Consider the following 19,169-nt stretch of genomic DNA (forward strand, 5'->3'; position numbering starts at 1 on the left):
ATGGCCGCCCGCTACTACGACGGAGAGAGCGCCGGTGTGCAGGAAGTGCTGCTGCGCGTCACGGCCAGCGAACTGGTGATCTATCGTCCGGCCGATTCCAGCATCGTCGCGCGCTGGCCGGTCGCGGACCTTTCGGTGCTCGGCGATTCGCAGCACGAGGCCGTGCCGCCCGTCATCCTTCGCGGCAGCGAAGCGCGACTGGCGATCGAGGACCCGGCCTGGCGCAAGCAGCTCGCCGCGCTGGTGCCGACGCTGAAGCCGCTGGCGCTCGAGCCGGTGAAGGTCGCGCCGCGCCTCGGCGCCTATTCGCTGGCGATCGTCGCGCTGATCGGCCTGTTCTGGAGCGCGATCGAATACGGCACCGGCTATGCCGCGCCGCTGCTGCCCTATTCCTGGCAGGTGAAGCTCGGCGAGACGGTGCTCGACCAGCTCATCGCCGACGAGGAGGAGTGCACGGGCAAGGCGGGTCTCGCCGCCATAAACCGGCTGGCCAACGATCTCGCGAAGGAGGCGGGCTATCCGCACGAGGTCACGGTGCATGTCGTCAAGGGCGGGCCGGTCAATGCCTTCACCCTGCCGGGCTCCATCCTCGTCTTCTATTCCGACCTGATCGACCAGGCGACCAGCACGCAGGTGGCGGGCGTGCTGGCGCACGAGATCGGCCATGTCGTGCATTACCATCCGACCAAGGGCCTCGTGCGCGCCTACGGCTTCGACCTGCTGATCAAGCTCCTGACCGGCGGATATTCGGACGTGCTTACCACCTTCGGCAGCGGCGGCACCGCGCTGCTGGCGCTGCGCAACGGCCGCGCCTTCGAGCGCGAGGCCGACGAGACCGGCGTTCGACTGCTCGAGAAGAGCGGACTGCGTGCCGACGGCGTCTCGACCTTCTTCGAGCAGATGCTGAAGAAGAAGCCCGAGGACGCCGCCACCGAAGCCGGCATCTGGTCGAGCCATCCGCCCACGCAGGAGCGTATCGCGGCGACCAAGCGCCCGCCCTCGGGCAAGCTGCCGTTCACGACGGCGGAATGGCAGGCACTGAAGAACGTCTGCAAGTAATCGGTGCGGCCCGTTCAGTCGACGCGCCGCACCCGGATCTCGACTTCGCGCTCGACATAGGTCCATTCGGGGCTGGCGCGCAGTTCGGCCAGCAGATCGTCGAAGGCCGCCGCGTGCTCGGGCGCGAATTCGAACCAGGTGAGGAAATCGAACGGCTCGCCAAGGTCCCGCGCATGGTGCAGGCGGCGCGCGACGGCGGGCAGATATTTCATCGACAGCGCGATGTGGCGCGAGCGATCCTCGAACACGGCGCGGCGCTCGTCCTGTGCCATCGACCACCAGGCCTCCGACTTGCGGATCGGGATCAGCGCCGCACAGGTCGCCTCGGGGCGGCCCAGCCCGGCCTGCACCCCGGCCAGCATCTTCAATTCGGCCGCTGTCGAATAGCGCGGATGACTGACCACGCCGCGCAGGCGCCAACTCGCCCCGGGCAGGTCGGTCATCGCGAGATGCGTGGCGGCGGGAAGCCCGGGGCCCGCGAGCGTCGAGAGGCGTTCGACGCGCCAGGGGCCGGCGGACCCGGCGGAAAAGGTCACAGTGAAGGGCGGCGGCATGGTCGATCCCAAGCAAGACGCGCGCCGGAGCTTTGGTTATGTAGCGGCATGCGTCCGCACATTGTTCTCGCCACTTCCGCCGACGACCCCGAGATCACCGCCTCCGATCGTCTCTATGCCGATGCGCTGGAGCGGCGGGGCTGTCGCGTGACGGGCGCGCCGTGGGACGGACCGCGCGCTGCTTTCGACGGCGCCGACGCCGTCGTCTTGCGCTCGACCTGGGGTTATTACCGGGCGCTCGACGCGTTCCGCGGCTGGACCGAGGCGATGGCGGCCGCGACGCGGCTGTTCAATTCCATCGAACTGGTGCGCTGGAACCTGCGCAAGGACTACGTGGCCAAGCTCGACGCCGCGGGCGTGCGCGTGCCGCGCAGCTTCGTGGTGCCCTGCGACGCCCGTTCGGTCGGGCGGGTCTTCGACGAGACCGGCTGGGACCTTGCCGTGGTGAAGCCCGCCAGCGGCGCGTCGGGGCATTCCGTCGAGCTGCTGCAGCGTCCCACGATCGCCCGGCAGATCGCGGCGCTCTCCGACGAGGCGCGCGCCTCTGGCGTGGTCGTGCAGGAATTCCTGCCCGAGATCGGCGAGGGCGAGCTGTCGCTCGCCTATTTCGACGGCGTGTTCAGTCACGCCCTGCGCAAGCGACCTCCGCCCGGCGAGTTCCGCTCCAACTCGCGCTTCAATCCGACCCGCACCGCCGAAACGCCGTCGCCGCAGGTGACGGCGCAGGGCGCGGCGTGCCTCGCGACGCTTCCCGCAATGCCGCTCTACGCACGCGTCGATGGCGTGGTGCGTGAGGGAATGCTGATCGTCATCGAGGTCGAGGTGCTCGAACCTGCCTTGTTCATGGACTTCGAACCGTCGTCGGCCGAGCGCTTCGCCGACGCCACGCTGCAACGACTGGCGACATCGTCCCGCGGCTGAACAGGCGCCATCGACTCACCGCCGCGTCGAGACGACGCGCAACCACATTGCTGCCAATTTTCGAACCAAGTCTGCCGCCGCCGGCGCGGTGAGACCTCCGGCACCTGCTTCCCCTTCAACGCCGTCCCCGAGGACCTTCCTGGAATGCCGGATTCACAGGCTGCCGTCGCGCAGACCCCCTTCGAACAGTTTCGTCCGGCCCTTGCGGCAGGACGGCCGTGGAGAAAGGTCGGGATGTGCTTCGGCAGCCTCGCCGTGGTGGCGGCCGTCAGCCTCATGACGCTGAAGGAAAAGCCGGTCGCTCCGCGGACGGCCAGTGCGTTCGATCTCGCACCGGAATCCGGAACGCCGCAGGTCGAGATGGCGGAAGCGGGCGAGCCCGAGCCTTCGATTCAGGACATCGCGTCGGTCCTGCCCGAGCCGCCCACGGAACCGGAGGCACCGGATTTCGGCCTGCCCTACGTCGAGGCCGCGATCCAGCTGCGCAAGGGCGACACGGTGGCCCGCGTGCTCGACCGTCTGGGCATTTCGGCCGCCGACGGCGCGGAGATCGTGGCGGCGCTGGCGCGCCATGTGCGGCTCGACCGCCTGCCGATCGGCCAGGCGCTGCTCCTGAAGCTGCAGCGGCTGGAGGCGGAGGAGGCAACGCTGCTCGTGGGCCTGTCGATCCGCACCGAGCCGCACCGAGCCTTCACGCTCGAGCGCGGAGAAGACGGAGACTACAGCGTCGAGGAGGAGGTCTTTGCGGTGACGCCGCGGCTGCAGCGTGCCGCGGGCCTGGTCGAGGGGTCGGTGATCGGCAGCGCAGAGGCCGCCGGCGTGCCGCATGGGGCGCTGGCGGAAATGCTGCGCGCTTTCTCGTGGGACGTGAACTTCCAGCACGACATCAAGGCCGGCGACCGCTTCGACGTATTGGTCGAGCGCGGCTGGACGAGCGACGGGATGCCGGCCGACGAGGGACGCGTGCTGTGGGCGGAGTTGACGACCGGTGGCGGCGCCGAGCGCTACAGCATCTACCGGTTCAAGCCGCTCGACGGCGAGGAGTTCTTCTTCAACAGCGATGGGGAGAGCGTGATCAAGTCGCTGCTGCGGACGCCGCTGAACATGAGCCGCATCTCCTCGCGCTTCGGCCTGCGTCAGCATCCGGTGCTCGGGTTCAACCGGCTGCATGCCGGCATCGACTTCGCCGCGCCGCCGGGCACGCCGATCCTTGCGGCCGGTGCCGGTCACGTCATCGAAGCCGGGGTGTTCGGCGGCTATGGTAAATGGGTGAAGATCGCCCACGAGGGCGGTCTCGCCACCGGTTACGCCCACATGTCGCGCATCGCCGCCGGCGTGAAGCGCAGCGCGCGCGTGCGCCAGGGGCAGGTGATCGGCTACGTGGGCAGCACCGGTCTCTCGACCGGGCCGCACCTCCATTTCGAACTGCATCGCGGTGGCCGGCCGATCGACCCGCTCAGCATGGCGCGCACCGAACAACGCACGCGTCTCTCTGGTCGGGAGCTCGAGCGCTTCAAGGCCGAGATGGCCGAGACGGATCGCGCTCGGGACGCCGTGAGCACCGACCGCGAGGACGACGGCGAGTGATCGCGCGGGTGCGCCCTCGCTTCGCGGGCGGTGTCGGCGCGCTCTGCCTGTTCCTGTTCGCGTCTTCCGTGTCGGCCGGCGACTGCGAGCGCGGCGTGCTCGATGACGGGGAGGCGGGCATGAACGTGCTCGTCTACGAACTCTGCGCCGATCGCCTCAGCGTGGGCTTTCTGAGCAGCGGCGTGATCGAGGAGATTTCCTGCACGTCGGCCGGAAGCATTCGGCTCTGGATGTCGGTCCACCACGAAAGGTGCGACGCCCTGCCGGCCGCCAGCGGCGAGCGGGCGAACGAACTGTTCGAGCCTCTGCGCGGCGTCGGCCGGTCGATCAAGGCCCCGGTGCTGCAGCACCTGCGATGCGGCGATGGCACGCCCCACCAGGCGACCATCGTGATCGCGGACGCCCGCGACGCCTTGCTCGAAACCCGTACCGGCGACACGAAGTACGAGCGGCTGACCCGGCAGCTCATCGCCCGCTGCGACGGGCCGGGTGTTTAGGTCGACGGTCAGTTTCTCCCGGTCAGTTCGATGCGCCGCGTGATGCCGATGGCCGCGAGGAAACTCTCGTCGTGGCTCACGACCAGCAGCGCGCCGTCATAGGCCCGCAGGCCCGCTTCCACGGCTTCGATCGCATCGACGTCGAGATGGTTGGTCGGCTCGTCGAGGATCAGCAGTTCGGGCGGCCGCGGTCCGCCCAGGACGCAGGCGAGGCCGGCACGCAGCATCTGGCCGCCGCTCAGCGTTGCGACCGTCTGCAGCGCGGCATCGGCCCGGAACATGAAGCGCGCCAGCGCGGCACGGCAGGCGTTCTCGTCGCTGCCGGGATTGAGCTTCAGGAAATTGTCGCGGATCGACAGGCGGGGATCGAGCAGGCTCACCTGCTGGTCGAGCAGTGCGAAGGCGCGCGTCCTGCGCACCTCGCCCGAGCGTGGCGCGAGCGTGCCGGCGATCAGCGCCAGCACCGTCGTCTTGCCGGAGCCGTTGGGACCCGTGAGGGCCACGCGCTCGGGTCCCGTCATGACGAAGGCCAGGCCGTCGATGAGGGCGCGCCCGGGTTCGTAGCCGGCGCTCACCGTCTCGACGCGCAGAACTGTCCGGCCCTCCGGCAGGTTCGTCGACGGCAGGGTGACGGAAAGCGGCTGCAGGATCTCGATGCGCCGCCGCGCTGCCGTCGCGTCTTCGGCGGCCTGGGCGCGGCGCCGCTCGGCCAGGCGCATCTGGTCGCCCGACGTGTTCTCCGCGCGGCTCTTGCGGGCGCCCGCCAGGATGCGCGGCATGTCGCCCTTGGCGCGCTGGCGCTGGCCGCCGCCATCCTTGCGCGCCTTGCGCTCGGCCGTGGCCTGCGCCGTCCGTTCGATCTCGCCCATGCGCTTCTCGGCGTCGGCGAGATCGTGCCGCGCCGCCGCGAGGTCGAGCGCCCTGCGCGTGCGATAGTGGCTCCAGTTGCCGCCGTAGCGTGTCGCCCCCAACGAGGTGAGTTCGACGATGGCGTCCATCGTCTCCAGCAATTCACGGTCGTGGCTGACCACGATCGCTCCGGAGCGCCATGCGGCCAGCAGGTCGATCACCGCGGCGCGGCCCTCGCGATCGAGATGGTTGGTCGGCTCGTCGAGCAGGATGAAGTCGGGTTCGGCGAGGATCAGGGCGGCGAGGGCCGCGCGTGTGCGTTGTCCGCCCGAGAGCGTCGAAAGCAGGGCCGCCGGCGCCGCGTCGAGGCCGACGCGGCCCAATGCCGAGGCGAGGCGCGCCTCCAGCGTCCAGTCGGCCCCCGCCAGTTCCTCGGCGGTGGCGCAGCCGTCGTCTGCCCGGCGCAGCAGGGCCAGCGCGCCGGCCACGCCCATCAGGTCCGCGAGCGTTTCGTCCGGCGCGACCTGCACCGTCTGGCGCAGCAGGCCGACGGTGCCGTTCACCGACAGCGATCCCCTCTGGGGAGGAAGAATGCCGGCGATCATCCGCAGCAGCGTGGTCTTGCCCACGCCGTTGCGGCCGACCAGGCCGGTCCGGCCCGCGTCGAAGCTCAGATCGATGTCGGAGAAGAGGGGACGGCCGTCAGGCGTGGAGGCGGCGAGGCCGGAAAGCGTGATCGAAGGCATGGACGTGGATTTCCCTGAGGGCAAGGCGGGCGGGCGTTGCGGTCAGGTGGAGATCCATTGCGGTGCAGGTCCATGTTCGATGGCGGAGGGCGGTAGATAGGCGCGGAGTTTGGCACGATCAAGGCTGGTGGCGCTTGTCCTCCGCCCTTGATCGCCGTGTGCCGCAGCGCTGGACGGGGGCGGGGCTTTGCGCCCGCCTCGCCCCCGGTACGCCCGCTGGAAGACGTTACTTCGTCGTGGCGTCCCAGCGGCAGCCGCGGTTCTTCTCCGTCACGACAAGGGTGCGGGGAGACGTGGCCGAATTCGCCACGACGTCGAGCCGTACGCCGGAGAGGGTGAAGACGGTCGTATAGACGCCCGGGGCCGTCTGCTTCAGCGTCTCGCTGATGCCGCCCGCCAGCTTCAGCAGGGCCGTGTCGCCGTTGAGCGTAACCGAGTGGACGCGCGACAGCTGGGCGTCGAGGCCGCGGCAGCCGGCTATGTTGGCATCGGACGCGGCCATGCGGAACTCGATGGGCGCACCCTGGGCGTGCGCGAACGAGGCTGTCATGCCGACGAGCGACGCGGCGGTGATCACTGATTTAATGGGGACGCGCTCCGGTCCGACGGGCTGATGAGGCAGGAGCGCCTCCGCGGACACCGCACCCATCGGACAATATTCAATGCACGGCAACCGCTCTCACGATGCGGCATTCGCATGGATGCCGCCAGGAAGGTGCTGCCGCACGGCCGGCGAAGCGCAATCAGCCCTTGAGGCGCTGTCCGCCGATGCGATGGTCCTTCAGGATCTCGGGCCGGAAGACGACGCCGTGGCCGGGCCGCTCGGGCGGCGACATGGTGCCGTCCTTGGCGGGCAGCACCGGCTCGATCCAGAGATCGTCGTTCCAGTCCATGTATTCGAGGTAGCTGGCGTTGGGGATCGAGGCCAGCACGTGGACCATCTGCTCGTGGAACAGGTGCGGGGCGATGCGGATGCCGTGCGGTTCGGCCATCGAGGCGATCTTGCGCAGTTCCGAATAACCGCCGCGCATCGGGTCGGGCTGCAGGATGGGCGTGCCCGGATGCTCGAAGAAGGGACGCAGGTCGTTGCGCATGAAGTGGCTCTCGCCGCCGACCACGCGCGTCTTCAATGCTGCGGCGATGCGGCGGTAGCCCGCGAAGTCCTCAGCCACCACCGGCTCCTCCAGCCAGTAGGGATCGAACTCGTCGATGCGATGGCCAGCCTGGATCGCGGTATCGGCGTCCCAGCCCATGTTGACGTCGATCATGATCTCGATGCCGTCACCCATCGCCTCGCGCATGGCCTTCACGTTCTGGACGTCCTCGCGCCACGGCCGGATGTGCGCCACCTGCATCTTGATCGCCTTGAGGCCCTGCGCGGTGAATTCCTGGGCACGCCTGATCATGCCGTCGCGCCCCAGCCCGCGGAAGCAGCCCGAGCCGTAGGCGGGAATGGAGGTGCGCGCCGCGCCCCACAGGCGGAACAGCGGCAGGCTCGCGCGCTTGCCCACGATGTCCCACAGCGCCATGTCGACGGCGCTCTGCGCGAACAGGGTGACGCCCATGCGGCCCAGCCAGAAGTTGTTCTTGTAGAGCGTCTGCCAGATGCCCTCGATCTCGGTTGCGTCGCGGCCGATCACATAGGGTGCAATCAGCTCCTTCATGCAGGCGTCGAGCGTATGGAGGCCGCCGTGCAGCGGCATCAGGTAGCTCATGCCTACGAGGCCGCCCTGAGTCTCGATCTCCAGCACGAAGATCTCGCGCGGCCCCGGCGCCAGGATCCCCGCCGCCGGCGGCGACGACCGCCACGGCACCTGCAGGAGCGTGGTGCGAAGCTCGACGATGGTGGTCGGAGTGGTCATAAGCGTATCTCCCGAGGTTTCCCGACACTATGATGCGCGCGCCATGAGCCAGTCCAACCGAGTCTATCTCTTCGACACCACCCTGCGAGACGGGGCCCAGACGCAGGGCGTCGATTTCACCGTGGCCGACAAGGCTGCGATCGCGCGCGAGCTCGACCGGCTGGGCATCGACTATATTGAAGGCGGCTGGCCGGGGGCGAACCCGACCGACGACCGGTTCTTCGCCGATCCGCCTGAATTCCAGAACGCCAAGTTCGTGGCCTTCGGCATGACGCGGCGCGCCGGCCGAAGTGCGGCCAACGATCCCGGTCTCGCCTCCATCCTGCAGACCAAGGCGCGCAACGTCTGCATGGTCGGCAAGACCTGGGACTTCCATGTCGACGTGGCGCTGGAAGTCGACCGCGACGAATATCTCGAAATGATCACCGACTCGCTCGCCTATGCGAAGACGCGCATGGACGAGACGATGTTCGACGCCGAGCATTTCTTCGACGGCTACAAGGCCAATCCCGACTATGCGATGGCCTGCCTCGCCGCCGCGGAGAAGGCGGGCGCCCGCTGGCTGGTGCTGTGCGACACCAACGGCGGCACGCTGCCGCACGAGGTCGAGCGCATCGTGGGCGAAGTGGTCAAGAAGATCCCGGGCGACCGGATCGGCATCCATACGCACAACGACACCGAGAACGCCGTGGCCAATACGCTGGCCGCGGTGCGCGCCGGCGCGCGCCAGGTCCAGGGCACGATCAACGGGCTGGGCGAGCGCTGCGGCAACGCCAACATGATCGCGCTGATCCCCAACCTCGTGCTGAAGATGGGCTTCGACACCGGGCTGAAGGATGGCGCGATGCAGCGGCTCACGCACCTGTCGCGCCTGCTCGACGACCGGCTGAACATGCCGACCAACCGCAGCGCCGCCTATGTCGGCACGCGTGCCTTCGCACACAAGGGCGGCCTGCACGTCTCGGCCGTCGAGAAGGATCCCAAGACCTACGAGCATGTCGATCCGGAGGTCGTCGGCAACCAGCGCATCATCGTCGTCAGCGACCAGGCCGGCCGCTCAAACATCATGGCGCGCTTCCGCCAGATCGGCCTCGAGGTCGATCCGAAGAATCCCGGCGTCGCGCGTTTGCTGGAGATCGTGAAGGAGCGCGAGTCGGAGGGCTATGCCTACGACGGCGCCGACGCGAGCTTCGAGCTGCTGGCGCGGCACCAGCTGCAAACCGTGCCGGACTATTTCTCGCTGCAGAGCTTCCGCGTGCTGGCGGAGCGGCGCGTCAATGCCAGGGGCCAGACGGTGGCGTTGTCGGAGGCGACGGTGAAGCTGGACGTCGCGGGCCGGCGCGCCATGGAAGTGGGCGAGGGCAACGGCCCCGTGAACGCGCTCGATGCTGCGCTGCGAAAGGCGCTCGTGCCGGTCTATCCCGAGCTGGAGGACATGCGGCTGGTCGACTTCAAGGTCCGCATCCTCGATTCGGCGGGCGGAACGGCGGCGACCACGCGCGTCATGATCGAGAGCGCCGATGCCAAAGGGCGCCGCTGGAGCACGATCGGCGTCTCGCCCAACATCGTCGACGCCTCCTACAACGCGCTCTACGACGCCATCACCTACAAGCTGTTCCGCGACGGTGCGACGCCGGCGGAGAAGGTCGTCGCGTAGCAGCCATGCTGCGACGGCCGGTTGACCTAGACTAGGTCGGGGCAGACCATACGACGCGTGCGAGACGGAGAACATCTGGACACCCGGAATCCGCCCATCGCGACGGCCGAGACACGGCGTCCGAGGTTGGGAGGTCGCGTCCTTGCGCGCGCCTTCATGTGGGCCCTGCCGGCCCTCGTGCTCGCCGCCACCCTTTTCATCTGGCTGTCCGCGGGCGGCACGGTCACGACCGACAATGCCTATGTGAAGGGCGATCGCGCCCAGATCGCGACCCAGCTTTCGGGCCTCATCGTGGAGGTGCCGGTGCAGGAGAACGAGAAGGTCTCTCGCGGCCAGCTGCTGTTCCGGCTCGACGACCAGTCCTATCGCCACGCGCTGACCCGGATCGAGGCGGAGACCGAGACGGTGCGCGCCGAGATTCGCGGCCTTCGCGCCCAGTGGCGCACCAAGCGCGAGGAGATCAAGGCCGCCCTCAGCCAGCAGACCTACGCCCAGGCGGAGTTCGACCGCCAGGCCGAGCTGGCCGAGAAGAAGGTCGCCTCGACCGCCAAGCTGGAAGAGGCGCGCATGGGCCTCGAGGTGGCGCGCCAGCGCATCTCGGCCGCACAGGAAGACCTGCAACGCATCGAAGCGGCGCTGGCGGGCGATCCCAAGATCCGCGCTGACGACCATCCGCGCGTGCGCCAGATGATGGCGATGCGCGAGGAGGCGTTGCTGCAACTGCGCCGCACCACCATCGAATCGCCGATCGACGGCATCGTGAGCAAGCGCCCCGTTCCGGGCAGCTACGCCACCGCGGGCGTGCCGGTGATGGTGGTGGTGGCCGACACCGATCTCTGGGTCGAGGCCAACTTCAAGGAGACCGAACTGACGCGCGTGCGGGCCGGCCAGAAGGTGCTGATCCACGTCGACACCTACCCCGAGTCCGAGTGCCACGGCACCGTGTCCAGCATCTCGCAGTCGACCGGTGCGGAGTTCGCGGTGCTGCCGCCGCAGAATGCCAGCGGCAACTGGGTGAAGGTGGTGCAGCGCATTCCCGTGCGCCTCACCGTCGCCTGCCGCGAAGGCGATCCGCCGCTGCGGGTCGGCATGAGCACCACCGTCGAGGTCGAGACGGGTCACACGCGCTCGCTCGCCAGCCTTTGGGCCGGATGGTCGAAGTCGCTTGGGCTCTCCAGCGCCTCGGCGACACCCAAGCCCTAGCGACCATGGCGCCGGCCGTCGATCCGGCGGTGCTGCGCCGCCGCCGCCTCATCACCTTCACGGTGATGGCCGCGACCATCATGCATGCGCTCGACGGCACCATCGCCAACGTGGCGCTGCCGTCGATCCAGGGATCGCTGTCGGCCACGCAGGAGCAGGTCTCCTGGGTCGTGACCTCCTACATCGTGGCCTCGGCGATCCTGACGCCGCTCGCGGGCTTCTGCGCCATGCGCTTCGGCCTGCGACGGACCCTGGCGACCTGCGTAATCGGCTTCACCATCGTGTCGATGATGTGCGGCGCGGCGCAGTCGCTGGAACAGCTCGTGCTGTTCCGCGCGCTGCAGGGCGGCTTCGGCGCCGCCCTCGTGCCGGTGTCGCAGGCCATCATGATGGACACCTATCCGCGCGAGGAGCAGGGCAAGGCGATGGCGATGTGGGGCGTCGGCACCATGCTCGGTCCGATCGCGGGCCCGTCGCTGGGCGGCTGGCTGACCGACGAGTTTTCCTGGCGCTGGGTGTTCTACGTGAACCTGCCCGTGGGCATCCTCTGCGCCGTCGGCATCCTGGCGCTGGTGCGCGACAACGTGCACGGCGCGCCGCGGCGCTTCGATCTTCTGGGCTTCACCCTGCTGGCCGTCGCCATTGGCTCGTTCCAGCTCATGCTCGACCGCGGTCATCTGCTCGACTGGTTCGATTCGGCCGAGATCATCGGCGAGACCCTGGTGGCGGCCGTCGCCTTCGCGATGTTCCTGATCCACATGATGACCGACCGCCAGCCGTTCCTGTCGCGCGACCTGTTCCGCGACCGCAACCTGAAGGTCGGACTTTGCTTCACCGCGCTGGCGGGGCTCGTGCTGATCGTGACCGCGACCCTGATGCCGCCCTTCCTGCAGCAGCTCATGGGCTACCCCGTCTTCACCACTGGGGTCGTGCTGGCGCCGCGCGGGGCAGGCATGATGGTTTCAATGATGCTGGTGTCGCGGCTGATCGGCCGGATGGATGCGCGGATCCTGATCGGTCTGGGGTTCGCGCTGGCCGCGCTGTCGCTCTACGACATGACGCTGTTCAACCTCAATGTCAGCGAGAGCCGCATCGTCTGGAACGGCATCCTGTTGGGCTTCGGCCTCGGCCTCGTATTCCCGCCGCTCACCGTGCTCACCTTCGCGACCCTGCCGCCGCGCCTGCGCACCGAGGGGGCGGCGGTGAACGCGCTGCTGCGCAACCTCGGCGCCAGCATCGGCATCGCGGTGCTGGTCTCGGTGCTGGCCAGCAACACCCAGCAGAACCGCGCCGACATGACCGAGAAGTTCACGCCCTGGCATCCCGGCTGGCCGATGGCCGGCTCCGGCGTGAGCCTCGATTCGACGCAGCTCGCGATCTGGGACGGCGAGATCACGCGGCAAGCCGCCCTGATCGGCTACCTCAACGATTTCCGCATCATGATGATCTGCTCGCTGGCGCTGATCCCGCTGTTGTTCCTGATGCGACGTCCGCCCCTTATCGCCGGCCGCTGAGCACGCTATACGGCGGCATGGGACGCGCATCGAAGGGCCGGGACGTCGCCGCCGCAACGCCGGTGGTCATCCTCGTGCGCCCGCAGCTCGGAGAGAATATCGGCATGGCCGCGCGGGCCATGCTGAATTGCGGCCTGTCGACCTTGCGCCTCGTGGCGCCTCGTGACGGCTGGCCCAACGAGAAGGCGCAGCGCGCCGCCTCGGGAGCCGACATCGTGCTGGAGAAGGCCGAGGTGTTCGACAGTGTGGGCGAGGCGGTGGCCGATCTCGAGCGGGTGATCGCCACGACGGCGCGCAACCGCGAGCTGGCGCAGCGCATCGTGACGCCGCGCCAGGCCGCCGCCGACATGCGCGGCTGGATCGGGCAGGGCGAGCGGGTCGGAATCCTGTTCGGGCCCGAGCGGACCGGCCTCGAGAACGACGACATGGTGCACGCCGACACCGCGCTCAACATCCCGCTCAATCCGCAGTTCTCTTCGCTGAACATGGCGCAGGCGGTGCTGCTGGTGGCCTATGAATGGATCACGGCCGGCGACGCGACGCCGCCGTCGCGCATGGCCGACCACGCGACGCGTCCCGCGACCAAGGAAGAACTGCAGAGCCTGTTCGACCACCTGGAGCGTGCGCTCGACCAGTCGGGCTTCCTGCGCAACAAGGAGATGCGCCCCTCCATGGTTCTCAATCTCCGCGCCCTGCTGCAGCGCGCCGAGATGACCGAGCAGGAGGCCCGCACCTTCCACGGCGTCATCAAGTTCCTGTCCAAGAGCAAGCACGAGGAATAGCCATGTCCACGACCGCCAAGATTTCCTGGGTCGACGGCGCCCTGCTGGTCGCCGAAGGCGGCAGCGGCCACACGATCACCATGGACGGCGCGGCCGACATCGGCGGCCGCAACCTGGCCTCGCGGCCGATGGAGGTCCTGCTGATGGGCATGGGCGGCTGCACCGCCATCGACGTCGTCTCGATGCTGAAGAAGCAGCGCCAGGACATCGAGGGGGTGGAGGTCTCGCTGGTCGCCGAGCGGGCCGACGACCATCCCAAGGTCTACACCTCGGTGAAGCTGGTCTACACGGTGCGTGGCCGGAAGCTGAACAAGGCGCTGGTCGAGCGCGCGGTCAGCCTGTCGGACGAAAAGTACTGCTCGGCCACCGCGATGGTGAAGAAAACCGCCGCCGTGACCCACGAAATCGTGCTGGTAGAGATCTAAGTCGTTGATTTTACTGCCGGAACGGGCGCTTGACTGGCCCGCATCCGCCAGTATGTTCCGCGCTTCTTCCGGAGAACGTGGTGGAGGGCCGTTCGGGCTCGCCTCCCGCCCCGACAAACGTCGGACCCAGGCCTATCCGGACAACAGCGCGGACCCGCGAAGCGGGACGCACAACGATGGAGTGACGCGTGAGCAAGCGCGCAAATTCGAAGTACAAGATCGACCGCCGCCTCAGGGTCAACCTGTGGGGCCGTCCCAAGAGCCCGCTCAACAAGCGTGAATACGGTCCCGGCCAGCACGGCCAGGGTCGCACCAAGCCGACCGACTACCGCCTGCAGCTCATGGCGAAGCAGCGCCTGAAGGGCTACTACGGCTCGGTCAGCGAACGTCAGCTCCGCCGCTATTACACCGAAGCCGTGCGCCGCAAGGGCGACACCGGCGAAAACCTGGTCGAGCTCCTCGAGCGCCGGCTGGACGCGGTGATCTACCGCATGAAGTTCGCCATCACCGTCTTCGCCTCGCGCCAGCTGGTCAGCCACGGCCACGTGAAGGTCAACGGCCGCCGCGTGAACATCGCTTCGTACCTTGTGAAGGACAACGACGTGATCGAGCTCACGTCCAAGGCCAAGGAGATGGAGCGCGTCCTCGAGGCCACGCAGAGCGCCGAGCGCGACGTGCCGGAATACGTCACGGTCGACCACAAGGAGATGAAGGGCACCTACGTGCGCGGGCCGAAGCTCGCCGACGTGCCGTACCCCGTCCAGATGGAACCGTCGCTGGTCGTCGAATACTACAGCCGCTGATCCGGCCGACATCCCGATAGAGACGAAAAACCCGCCCTCATGTGGCGGGTTTTTTGCATTAAAATTCCCTGTGATCGTGGTTCTTTGAGTCTATCGCCCGAGGGCCGGAGGATTATAATCCTACCGGGGCTTGGGGACTTGGGAGTCTAGGCAATGGGATTGGTCCGTGCGGCGGTCTTCGCCTCGATCGTTGCGATCGGCGGAGCGGCCTACGTTTACCGCGACGACGTGATTCGCGAGGTCGGCCCCTACGTAGGCATGGGCTCCGCAGCCAAGGCCGCCGAAAGCCAGGCCAGCCCCGCTGCGGGAGCCCAGCCGCAGGGACGCCGCGGTCGCGCCAACCCCGGCGGCAACGTGCCGGTCGTCGTCACGACCGTGGGCAAGAAGCCGATGTCCGTTGTGATCGAGGCAGTCGGCACCGTCCAGGCCATCGCCTCCATCCAGATCAAGCCGCGGATCGACAGCCAGATCATGAAGGTGAACGTCGAGGAGGGCGCGCTGGTCAAGGAAGGCCAACTGCTGTTCGAACTCGACAACCGCACCCTCAAGGCGCAGCTCGGCATGATCGAGGCGCAGATCCGCAAGACGCAGACCCAGATCCAGCAGGCAAAGCGAGACAACGAGCGCGCCGACGGGCTTCTCAGCAAGGGCGCAGGCACCGCCGTTCAGCGCGACACCAGCGCGACCAACCTGAAGTCGCTGGAAGCCCAGCTCGAGGCCGACGAGGCCAGCCGCGACGCGACCCTCACCCAGCTGAGCTACACGGAGATCCGCGCGCCCGTGTCGGGCCGGATCGGTTCGATCAACAGCAAGGCCGGCACCGTCGTCCGCGTGGCCGACAATACCGCCACCGCCACGCTGGCGGTCATCAACCAGGTGGATCCGATCTTCGTCAGCTTTGCGTTGCCGCAGGTCCTGCTGCCCGACCTGCGTGCGGCCATGGCCAAGGGTCCTGTCCGCGTCGATGCGATCGTCAGCGACAAGCGACAGTCCGGCACGATGGCTTTCATCGAGAACACGGTGGATCCGAACACCGGCACCGTGACCGCCAAGGCTCGGATCAACAACAGCAACGAGGGCCTCTGGCCAGGCCAGTTCGTCAAGGTGGAGGTCATCCTCGGTGTCGAGCCCGAGGCGATCGCCGTCACCGCCGCGGCCGTCCAGCTCGGACCGCAGGGACCGTACATCTTCGTCGTGAAGGATGGGGTCGCCGAGGTCCGTCCGGTGGTGATCAAGCGTACGCAATCGGGCGAGTCGGTGATCGGCAGCGGCCTCGCCGAGGGCGAATCGGTGGTGGTCGACGGCCAGCTTCGCCTGGTCAACGGCGCTCCCGTGGCCATCCGGCCGCCGCCCGGCGCGCCGGCACCGGCATCGCCCGGTCCGTCGGGAAATCCCGGATCTTCGGGCCCGTCGGGTCCCTCGGGCAACTCAGCTCCCTCGGGCACGGCGGCACCGACGGCGCCCAACACGGCCGCCCGGCCGCGCGGCTAACCCCAACGGAGAGCGGACATGTCGCTTTCGGCTCTCTGCATCCGGCGTCCCGTGATGACGATCCTGCTGATGGCGATGATCGTCATCGCGGGCATCTTCGGTTTCAAGCAGCTTCCCGTCGCCGCCGTCCCGCGCGTCGACTTCCCGACCATCCAGGTCCAGGCGCAGCTTCCCGGCGCCAGCCCCGAGACGATGGCCGCCTCGGTCGCCTCGATCCTCGAGCGCCAGTTCTCGACCATCGCCGGCGTGACGTCGATGACCTCGACCTCCTCGCTGGGCAACACCTCGATCGTGCTCCAGTTCGACCTCAACCGCAGCATCGACGGGGCGGCGCTCGACGTGCAGTCGGCCATTTCCTCGGCGATGCGCCGCCTGCCGGTCGAACTGCCGACACCGCCCAGCTTCCGCAAGGTCAACCCGGCCGACTTCCCGATCATGTTCCTGGCGCTGAAATCCAGCCAGGTACGGCTGTCGGATGTCGACGCCTTCGCCAATCGCTCGATCCTGCCGCGTATCTCGACGCTGCCCGGCATCGCCCAGGTCCTGATCTTCGGCACTCAGAAGTACGCTGTGCGCGTGCGTGCCGACCTCGACCAGCTCGCGGTGCGGGGCCTCACCCTGCAGGAACTGCAGAACGCGATCGTCGCCGCCAATTCGAGCAAGCCCGTCGGCGCCATCGCCGATTCCCGCCAGAGCTCGATCCTCGACGCCACCGGTCCGATCAACAAGGCCGCCGACTACATGCCGGTGATCGTGAGCTGGCAGAACGGCGCGCCGGTGCGGCTGTCCGACGTGGCCACGGCCATCGACAGCGTCGAGAACGACAAGGTGGCGAGCTGGCTCGACGGCACCCGCGCCATCCTGCTTGCGGTCTACCGGCAGCCCGACGCAAACACCGTCGAGGTGGTCGACCGGGTCAGGGCCATGCTGCCGGCGATCCAGGCCGAGATGATGAGCGGCGTCGAGATCAGCATCCTGAACGATCGCTCGGTCTCGATCCGTGAAGCCATCGAGGATGTCGAGTTCACGCTCGTCCTCGCGGGCATCCTCGTCATCGTCGCGATCTACTTCTTCCTGCGCAGTTTCCGCGCGACGATCATCCCGGCCATTGCCCTGCCGATCTCCGTCGTCGGCACGTTCGCCGGCATGTATCTCTGCGGCCACTCGATCGACAACATCTCGCTGCTGGCCCTGACTCTGGCGGTCGGCTTCGTGGTCGATGACGCCATCGTCATGCTGGAGAACATCGTCCGCCACATCGAGGCGGGCGAGAAGCCGCTGGATGCCGCCTTCAAGGGCTCGAAGGAGGTGGGCTTCACCATCGTGTCGATGACGCTGTCGCTGGTGGCGGTGTTCATCCCGGTGCTGTTCATGGGCGGCGTGGTCGGCCGCATGTTCAACGAGTTCGGCCTGGTCATCAGCATGGCCATCCTCATCTCGGGCATCGTGTCGCTGACGCTGACGCCCATGCTGTGTTCGCGTCTCCTGAAGCCGATCGACCATCACGAGAAGCACAACGCGCTGCTGCGGCTGTTCGAGTGGAGCTTCAACAAGGTCACGGAAGGCTATGCGTGGTCGTTGAAGCGTGTCGTCAAGCTGCCGCGCCTGGTACTGCTGCTCACGCTCGGGACATTCGCGCTGACAGCCTACCTGTTCCAGGTGATTCCCAAGGGCTTCTTCCCGACAGAGGATATCGGCCAGATCACCGGCTCGACCGTAGGGCCCGACGACGCTTCGTTCGATGCCATGGTGGCGCGCCAGGGTGCGCTCGCAGAGGTCATCAAGCGCGATCCCGACGTCGTCTCCGTCATGTCGACGGTAGGCGGCGGCAACGCGGCCAGCACCGTCAATTCGGGGCGCATCTTCATCACCTTGCGTCCCAAGAGCGAGCGCACCGCGACGGCCACCGAGGTCATCGCCCGCCTGCGTCGCGCCTCGGCGACCGTGCCGGGGATCAACGTCTTCTACCAGCCGATCCAGTCGATCAACATCGCAACGACGCAGAGCCGGGCGCAGTACCAGTTCGGGATGCGCTCCTCCAACCTGGCGCTGCTTCGGGAATACGCGCCGCAGATGGAAGAGCGCATGAAGCGCATTCCTTCGATCACCGACGTGAACTCGGACCTCCAGGTCAGGGCGCGCTCCACTGTGATCGACGTCGACCGCGACACGGCCTCGCGGCTCGGCCTGTCCGTCGACCAGATCCGCCTGCTGCTCTACTCGGCGTTCGGCACGCGCCAGGTCTCGACGATCTACGCGCCCGACGACACCTACCAGGTCATCCTCGAGGCAGATCCGAAGTACGCCGATACCAGCGAAGTGCTTAGGCGGATGCAGGTCCGGACTCCGAGCGGCGCTCTCGTCCCCCTCGATACGGTGGCCAAGCGCAGCGACAAGCCAACCTCGCTCACGGTCAATCACATCGCCCAGCTGCCGTCGGTCATCATCTCGTTCAACCTGGCGCCTGGCGTGGCACTCGGCGACGCGGTGAAGGACATCCAGGCGGTGGCACGCGAGGTCGGTCTGCCCGCCAGCATCGCGACCAGCTTCGAGGGCAGCGCCCAGGTCTTCCAGCAGGCCGTCGCCAATCAGGGCATGCTGCTGTTTGCTGCCGTGCTCGTGATCTACATCATCCTGGGAATCCTCTACGAGAATTTCATCCATCCGCTGACCATCCTCTCGGGGCTGCCGTCCGCCGGCATCGGTGCGCTCGCCACGCTGATGCTGTTCAAGATGGATCTTTCGGTCATCGCCCTGATCGGCGTGGTGATGCTGATCGGCATCGTGAAGAAGAACGCCATCATGATGGTCGACTTCGCGATCGAACGGCGCGGGCAGGGGGCCGACGCGGAGACGGCCATCGTCGAGGCCGCGCTCCTCCGGTTCCGACCGATCATGATGACCACCGTGTGCGCCCTGCTGGGCGCGCTGCCGATCGCGGTCGGTCATGGCGCCGGCGCCGAACTGCGCCAGCCGCTGGGCATCACCGTCGTCGGCGGCCTGCTGGTGTCGCAGGTCCTCACCTTGTTCATCACGCCGGTCGTGTACATGTGGTTCGACAAGCTGACGGGCATGAAGTTCAGCCCCGGCTGGGCCAAGCGCTGGCGCACCAAGGGTCGCACGCCGGCTCAGCCGGCTGAGTAGCCGCGGCGCTTCGTGTGCACCCATCCTTCGAGACGCGTCGCCGGGCGACGCTCCGCAGGATGAGATCGGGAATGG

16 protein-coding genes are annotated in these 19,169 nt (G+C 67.8%); 12 read left to right on the forward strand and 4 right to left on the reverse strand.

The features are described 5' to 3' along the window. On the forward strand, positions 1-1,059 hold the full coding sequence (locus LJ725_RS26800) for a M48 family metallopeptidase (protein ID WP_230554026.1): 1,059 nt from the start codon (positions 1-3) through the stop codon (positions 1,057-1,059). 14 nt (positions 1,060-1,073) lie between these two features. Here LJ725_RS26800 and LJ725_RS26805 read toward each other — a convergent pair whose 3' ends face one another. Continuing rightward, entirely contained in the window at positions 1,074-1,613 is a 540-nt protein-coding gene (locus LJ725_RS26805) for a chlorite dismutase family protein (protein ID WP_230554027.1), read from the reverse strand. 48 nt (positions 1,614-1,661) lie between these two features. Here LJ725_RS26805 and LJ725_RS26810 point away from each other — a divergent pair, with 48 nt between their 5' ends. The 3 genes from LJ725_RS26810 to LJ725_RS26820 all read left to right on the forward strand — a co-directional run bounded on the left by LJ725_RS26810 (position 1,662) and on the right by LJ725_RS26820 (position 4,618). Then, positions 1,662-2,534 carry an ATP-grasp domain-containing protein gene (locus LJ725_RS26810; RefSeq protein ID WP_230554028.1) on the forward strand — a complete coding sequence of 291 codons (873 nt, stop codon included), beginning with the start codon at positions 1,662-1,664 and terminating at the stop codon, positions 2,532-2,534. A gap of 234 nt (positions 2,535-2,768) precedes the next feature. Beyond that, a complete protein-coding gene (locus LJ725_RS26815) occupies positions 2,769-4,121 on the forward strand; it encodes a M23 family metallopeptidase (RefSeq protein WP_230554029.1) in 1,353 nt (450 codons plus the stop codon). Continuing rightward, positions 4,118-4,618, forward strand: a complete 501-nt coding sequence (locus tag LJ725_RS26820) for a hypothetical protein (protein WP_230554030.1) — start codon at positions 4,118-4,120, stop codon at positions 4,616-4,618. The genes LJ725_RS26815 and LJ725_RS26820 overlap by 4 nt, the downstream gene beginning before the upstream one ends. Positions 4,619-4,626: 8 nt before the next feature. Here LJ725_RS26820 and LJ725_RS26825 read toward each other — a convergent pair whose 3' ends face one another. The 3 genes from LJ725_RS26825 to LJ725_RS26835 all read right to left on the reverse strand — a co-directional run bounded on the left by LJ725_RS26825 (position 4,627) and on the right by LJ725_RS26835 (position 8,075). Next, positions 4,627-6,213: an ABC-F family ATP-binding cassette domain-containing protein gene (locus tag LJ725_RS26825; protein WP_230554031.1), complete on the reverse strand. Its 1,587-nt coding sequence runs from the start codon at positions 6,211-6,213 to the stop codon at positions 4,627-4,629. A gap of 226 nt (positions 6,214-6,439) precedes the next feature. Further along, the gene (locus tag LJ725_RS26830; RefSeq protein ID WP_230554032.1) at positions 6,440-6,763 is read right to left on the reverse strand and encodes a hypothetical protein; all 324 of its coding nucleotides are present in this window, start codon (positions 6,761-6,763) and stop codon (positions 6,440-6,442) included. Positions 6,764-6,956: 193 nt separating this feature from the next. Continuing rightward, positions 6,957-8,075 (reverse strand): mandelate racemase/muconate lactonizing enzyme family protein, encoded by a 1,119-nt coding sequence (locus LJ725_RS26835; protein ID WP_230554033.1) that lies wholly within the window; start codon positions 8,073-8,075, stop codon positions 6,957-6,959. A 43-nt stretch (positions 8,076-8,118) separates the two neighbouring features. Here LJ725_RS26835 and cimA point away from each other — a divergent pair, with 43 nt between their 5' ends. The 8 genes from cimA to LJ725_RS26875 all read left to right on the forward strand — a co-directional run bounded on the left by cimA (position 8,119) and on the right by LJ725_RS26875 (position 19,094). Further along, positions 8,119-9,732, forward strand: coding sequence for a citramalate synthase (gene cimA / locus LJ725_RS26840; protein WP_230554034.1), 1,614 nt, complete (start codon positions 8,119-8,121; stop codon positions 9,730-9,732). A 156-nt stretch (positions 9,733-9,888) separates the two neighbouring features. Then, positions 9,889-10,935 (forward strand): HlyD family secretion protein, encoded by a 1,047-nt coding sequence (locus LJ725_RS26845; RefSeq protein ID WP_230554035.1) that lies wholly within the window; start codon positions 9,889-9,891, stop codon positions 10,933-10,935. After that, a complete protein-coding gene (locus LJ725_RS26850; protein ID WP_230554036.1) occupies positions 10,884-12,449 on the forward strand; it encodes a DHA2 family efflux MFS transporter permease subunit in 1,566 nt (521 codons plus the stop codon). Before LJ725_RS26845 ends, LJ725_RS26850 begins: the two co-directional genes overlap by 52 nt. A gap of 17 nt (positions 12,450-12,466) precedes the next feature. Further along, positions 12,467-13,231 carry an RNA methyltransferase gene (locus tag LJ725_RS26855; RefSeq protein WP_230554037.1) on the forward strand — a complete coding sequence of 255 codons (765 nt, stop codon included), beginning with the start codon at positions 12,467-12,469 and terminating at the stop codon, positions 13,229-13,231. A 2-nt stretch (positions 13,232-13,233) separates the two neighbouring features. Beyond that, entirely contained in the window at positions 13,234-13,656 is a 423-nt protein-coding gene (locus LJ725_RS26860; protein WP_230554038.1) for an OsmC family protein, read from the forward strand. 188 nt (positions 13,657-13,844) lie between these two features. After that, positions 13,845-14,459: a 30S ribosomal protein S4 gene (gene rpsD, locus LJ725_RS26865; RefSeq protein ID WP_230554039.1), complete on the forward strand. Its 615-nt coding sequence runs from the start codon at positions 13,845-13,847 to the stop codon at positions 14,457-14,459. A gap of 153 nt (positions 14,460-14,612) precedes the next feature. Next, the gene (locus LJ725_RS26870) at positions 14,613-15,950 is read left to right on the forward strand and encodes an efflux RND transporter periplasmic adaptor subunit (RefSeq protein WP_230554040.1); all 1,338 of its coding nucleotides are present in this window, start codon (positions 14,613-14,615) and stop codon (positions 15,948-15,950) included. An 18-nt stretch (positions 15,951-15,968) separates the two neighbouring features. Continuing rightward, positions 15,969-19,094, forward strand: coding sequence for an efflux RND transporter permease subunit (locus LJ725_RS26875; protein WP_230554041.1), 3,126 nt, complete (start codon positions 15,969-15,971; stop codon positions 19,092-19,094). Positions 19,095-19,169: the final 75 nt, after the last annotated feature.

Source organism: Reyranella aquatilis (assembly GCF_020880995.1).
GTDB lineage: Bacteria > Pseudomonadota > Alphaproteobacteria > Reyranellales > Reyranellaceae > Reyranella > Reyranella aquatilis.

What these genes read in the sequence shown, in the direction of transcription:
- LJ725_RS26850 (WP_230554036.1), top strand. Translation starts at nt 10,884, where the DNA reads ATGGTCGAAGTCGCTTGGGCTCTCCAGCGCCTCGGCGACACCCAAGCC.
- LJ725_RS26810 (WP_230554028.1), top strand. Translation starts at nt 1,662, where the DNA reads ATGCGTCCGCACATTGTTCTCGCCACTTCCGCCGACGACCCCGAGATC.
- LJ725_RS26875 (WP_230554041.1), top strand. Translation starts at nt 15,969, where the DNA reads ATGTCGCTTTCGGCTCTCTGCATCCGGCGTCCCGTGATGACGATCCTG.
- LJ725_RS26845 (WP_230554035.1), top strand. Translation starts at nt 9,889, where the DNA reads ATGTGGGCCCTGCCGGCCCTCGTGCTCGCCGCCACCCTTTTCATCTGG.
- LJ725_RS26855 (WP_230554037.1), top strand. Translation starts at nt 12,467, where the DNA reads ATGGGACGCGCATCGAAGGGCCGGGACGTCGCCGCCGCAACGCCGGTG.
- LJ725_RS26835 (WP_230554033.1), bottom strand. Translation starts at nt 8,075, where the DNA reads ATGACCACTCCGACCACCATCGTCGAGCTTCGCACCACGCTCCTGCAG.
- LJ725_RS26825 (WP_230554031.1), bottom strand. Translation starts at nt 6,213, where the DNA reads ATGCCTTCGATCACGCTTTCCGGCCTCGCCGCCTCCACGCCTGACGGC.
- LJ725_RS26815 (WP_230554029.1), top strand. Translation starts at nt 2,769, where the DNA reads ATGTGCTTCGGCAGCCTCGCCGTGGTGGCGGCCGTCAGCCTCATGACG.
- LJ725_RS26800 (WP_230554026.1), top strand. Translation starts at nt 1, where the DNA reads ATGGCCGCCCGCTACTACGACGGAGAGAGCGCCGGTGTGCAGGAAGTG.
- LJ725_RS26830 (WP_230554032.1), bottom strand. Translation starts at nt 6,763, where the DNA reads ATGACAGCCTCGTTCGCGCACGCCCAGGGTGCGCCCATCGAGTTCCGC.
- LJ725_RS26805 (WP_230554027.1), bottom strand. Translation starts at nt 1,613, where the DNA reads ATGCCGCCGCCCTTCACTGTGACCTTTTCCGCCGGGTCCGCCGGCCCC.
- LJ725_RS26860 (WP_230554038.1), top strand. Translation starts at nt 13,234, where the DNA reads ATGTCCACGACCGCCAAGATTTCCTGGGTCGACGGCGCCCTGCTGGTC.
- LJ725_RS26870 (WP_230554040.1), top strand. Translation starts at nt 14,613, where the DNA reads ATGGGATTGGTCCGTGCGGCGGTCTTCGCCTCGATCGTTGCGATCGGC.
- cimA (WP_230554034.1), top strand. Translation starts at nt 8,119, where the DNA reads ATGAGCCAGTCCAACCGAGTCTATCTCTTCGACACCACCCTGCGAGAC.